General features: G+C 71.6%; 4 protein-coding genes. 2 read left to right on the forward strand and 2 right to left on the reverse strand.

What is annotated here, in order from left to right:
- Positions 1-47: 47 nt before the first annotated feature.
- A complete protein-coding gene (locus tag VIM26_RS11015; protein WP_331951076.1) occupies positions 48-452 on the reverse strand; it encodes a hypothetical protein in 405 nt (134 codons plus the stop codon).
- A 48-nt stretch (positions 453-500) separates the two neighbouring features.
- A complete protein-coding gene (locus VIM26_RS11020; RefSeq protein ID WP_331951078.1) occupies positions 501-2,072 on the reverse strand; it encodes a GGDEF domain-containing protein in 1,572 nt (523 codons plus the stop codon).
- 258 nt (positions 2,073-2,330) lie between these two features.
- On the opposite strand from VIM26_RS11020, the gene VIM26_RS11025 reads away from it, so the two are divergent.
- Positions 2,331-3,224: a cupin-like domain-containing protein gene (locus tag VIM26_RS11025; RefSeq protein WP_331951080.1), complete on the forward strand. Its 894-nt coding sequence runs from the start codon at positions 2,331-2,333 to the stop codon at positions 3,222-3,224.
- Positions 3,221-3,430: a hypothetical protein gene (locus tag VIM26_RS11030; protein ID WP_331951082.1), complete on the forward strand. Its 210-nt coding sequence runs from the start codon at positions 3,221-3,223 to the stop codon at positions 3,428-3,430. Before VIM26_RS11025 ends, VIM26_RS11030 begins: the two co-directional genes overlap by 4 nt.
- The last annotated feature ends 555 nt before the right edge of the window (positions 3,431-3,985 follow it).

The raw sequence follows: 3,985 nt of genomic DNA on the forward strand, positions 1-3,985 counted from the left end.
CGCCAGGGACCGCGCAGCGTCTGACACGTTCCGCAGGCCTGGATCTGTCAGCCGTTGCGCGCGCCAGGGACCGCGTTCGGCCTGACGACTCGGAGGGCCTGCGGGTCTTGGAGTTGGGCGATATTGAGGCTAGAACGACCCCGGGCGGGCCGTTCGACATCCTCGGCGGGGTGGCGGGACTGGCTGGGGACGCGCGCCGTCGTCTGCCCTGCGCCGTGCGCGACGACGCGGTCGCGGCCGGCGCCCTTCGCCTCGTAAAGCGCGGTGTCCGCGGCCGCGAGCGCGATGGACGGCTCGGTGGACGGCTCGGTGGACGGGTCCCACCGGCTGACTCCTGCGGAGATGGTCTGGCCGTGCGGGGTGACGGCGCGCAGCCCCTGGATCACGCCGTGCGCGGCTGCCAGGTCGAGCCCCGGCAGCAGCACGCGGGCACGGCGCGGCACGGACTTCATGCTCCACTCATCGACTCGACGCGAGTGTCCGTGAGGGATGCCGCGGAGTCATTCCTTTCGCGAAGGGACCGTCGCGACGTCGTCGGCCGAAGGCCGGAACGGGCCGAACGCCGGCACGGCGGGATGCGCGGCGAGGACAGCGGGCGCACCGTGGCGCGGGCCGGCCGGCACACGGGCGGGCGGCACGTCGACCAAGCCGTCGGCGACGACGCGATCGCGACCGGCCCGCTTGGCCTCGTAGAGCGCGGTGTCCGCGGCCGCGAGCGCGGCAGCCGGCTCGGTGGTCGGATCCCAGCGGCTGACCCCCGCGGAGATCGTCTGGCCGTGCGGGGTGACGGCCTGCAGCCCTTGGATCCTGCCCAGCGCCGCGGCAAGGTCGACCCCCGGCAGCAGCGCGGTGAACTCGTCGCCGCCGTAGCGCGCCAGGAAGCTGTCCGGACCGAGGCGCTCGGTCCACGCGGCCACGGCCTCCCGCAGCAGCAGGTCACCGGCCTGGTGACCGCGGGTGTCGTTGAACTCCTTGAAATGGTCGAGGTCCACGATCGCGACGCACAGCGAGGTGCCCCGCTCGCGGCTCGTCGCACAGGCCCGCATCAGCTCGTGGTCCCAGGTGCGGCGGTTGGGCGCGCCGGTCAGCTCGTCCAGCCGCGCGAGGGTGGACAGCTGGGCTGCCTGGACCTCCACGGTGTGCACGATCCCGGACATCCGCATCAGCACCAGGACGGAGATCACCAGCGAGCCGGCGCCGATCACGGGCCACAGGACCCCGCCGCCGTCGGCGCCGTCGAGCAGGAGCGCCACCGCGGGCAGCATGAGGCCGGCCGCGAGCACGGCGAGCCGGCGTTGGGAGGACGTCGAGTCCGCGCGGTCGGGCGCCGGTTCGGCCAGCGTCCGCATGGACGGCACCCACGCGGCCGCCGCAACCGTGACATAGCTCGCCAGGTACAGCACGCCCGACGTGCGGTCCGCGAGGGTCCCGTCCACCTGGACGAACACGTTGAGCGCGATGTCTCCCGCGAACGTCAGGCCCATGGCCGTCAGCAGCAGCCGGTACGACACCGTCCGGGCCCCCGGCGCGGCCCACATCCGGACGAGCACCGCGATCAGCAGGACGTCGCCGATCGGGTACGCGGAGCTGACCACCTTCCCGAAGGTCGTGAGCGACGAGTCGGAGGTCAGCGGAGCGATCAGGAAGACCGCGGCGAGGACCGCTGCACCGGTCGCGACGATCGAGGCGTCGAGCAGCGCCGTGCGATCCGGGATCGGGCGCCGGGTGCGCACCATCACCAGGGCGCCGGCCGCCAGCAGGCCGTACGCGCCGAGGTAGATGGCGTCCGACGGCAACGGGTAGAAATCCAGCCGCCACACGTTCTGCTCGACGGTGAACAGCAGGTCCCCCACCAGCCAGCCGGCGAACCCGCCGATCACCAGCACCCAGCCGCGGCGCTGCTGCGGGCGGTGGTGGGCCACCCCACCGAACGCGAAGGCCATGGCGACGAGCGCGACGACGTCGTAGTAGACGAGCCCGGCACCGTCCGAGGACGGCAGGACGGCGTACCCGGCGGTCGCCAGTGCGAGCGCGCCGAGCAGCGCGCGGGCTCGGCGCGGCAAAAGCTCCATGGGCGACCGATCGACCGCTGGGGTCCGCCGATGAGGAGGACGGGCGGGATTCACCCGTTCGGGCTAACGCGCGATCCTTCCGGGACAACGGCAGGCGGTGCCGGCCCGGGCGGAGGGCGACCGTGAGTCGTGGCCCGCTGCGAGCGACGAGCAGTCTGCGCTGTTCACGGCCCCGTCGGGCGCTCGCCATCTCGCGTCAAGGTTTGTGCGAAATCCTGCGGAGCGACCGGAAATCGGTTTTCTGACAGGGGAGTCCGCATGGAATCGAGCACGTACGAGGCGCCGCGAGGTATCGCCGACCTGACCAACTTCCGGTCCGTGTCCGGCGGCACGCCGCCGGCCGGCGCGCAGGGCCGCACGTCCCAGGTGCTCGGTCGCGAGCCCCTCGTCCTGCGGTCCGCAGCTGCCGCCTGGCCGGCGATCCGCCGGTGGACGTTTGCGTACCTGGCGTCGCTGAGTCCGGACCGGACCGTGCAGCTCGTCGTCGGCTCGCGGGAGACCTCCCAGACCCGCTTCGAGACCTCCACCCTCGGGGAGTACCTGCTCTCGCTGGACGGGAGCCCCGCGTCGGGTGCGGAGCCGCGCTATCTCAAGGAGTTCGACCTGCTCGCCGAGAGTCCGCGCCTGCGCGACGACGTCCGCCGCAAGCAGCTGTTCCCGCCCGGATCCCTCACGTCCTCCACCACCTGGATCGGGCCCGCGGGCGCCAGGACCGGGCTGCACCACGACCTGCTGGACAACCTCGCCGTCCAGCTCGTCGGCCGCAAGCGGTTCTATCTCGCGCGACCGGGAACGGTCGAGACCGCCGGCGCGGTGTCGCCGAAGTATGACCAGTGGGCCCGGCTCTCGCTGTTCGACGTCGCCCAGCTCGCCGCCGACGGCGCGGCCTCCCAGCAGCCGAACGTGGACTTCTTCGTGGTGGACCTCGAACCCGGCGACGTGCTGTACATCCCCGCGACCTGGTGGCACGAGGTGGAGAACCTGACGCCGTCGGTCCTGCTGAGCGGCTTCTTCGGACCGCGGCTGCCGGTGTGCGCGCTGTGGGCGCGGGTCGCCGGCCGGCATGTCGCCCACCGGCTGGGCCTCGTCGGACGTGCTGGCTGCACCTGCCACGCGCGGCGTACGACGCGCCGCACCAAGCGCGGCCGATGACTGCAGTCGCGGGCAGCACCCTCGTGCGCTTCCTCACCACGGACGACGTCGGTCCGCTGATGGAGCTGGAACGGCAGAAGTGGACGGACGAGCAGGCGACGTCGGCCGGCGAGCTGGTCCGCCGCATCGAGGCGTACCCGGACCTCTGCGTGGGCGCCTTCTGCCGGAGCACCGCGGTCGGGTCGCTGGTTCGCCTCGAAGCCTGACCCGGCTTCCTCATCATGTAAATCGGCGACCCATCGAGTTCGCGTTCCTTGCATTCGTTGATTCGCGCCGCGAAATGCGAGTTGTTGTCGTCCCGGGAGACGACAACAACGGCTCTCCTGACACTTCCGTGGGTCGTTGAGAGCGGCACTGATGTGCTTTGCGGACACAATGAGGTGCTTCGCGACGGCGCTGAGGTACCGATGCGTGCGGATTGAGGTTCGCCGACTCGGTTCGCCGATCTCACGCGACTTCGTCGGTCCAGCCAGTGTCCGAGATCGCCGGCCAGTCCGCCTGGTCGACCTCAGTGCAGAGCTCTGTGCAGCGAAAGTGCACCAAAACGTCTCATTCACTGCACTCTGGCTGCACAGAGCGATGCACTGAGCCCGCCCACTCGCCGGATTGAACACCGGCCGGGCGTCGAACTCCCGGGCTACCCGCGAGGTCGCCGGGCTACCCGCGAGGTCGGCAACCCGCGAGGTCGCCCTGGCAGCGATCCGGGATCTGACGCGCCACGGTCCGCCTGACCCAGCGTCGAGCCGAGCGATCACCACGGC

The organism is Pengzhenrongella sp. (assembly GCF_036565025.1).
In the GTDB taxonomy this organism is placed as follows: Bacteria; Actinomycetota; Actinomycetes; order Actinomycetales; family Cellulomonadaceae; genus Pengzhenrongella.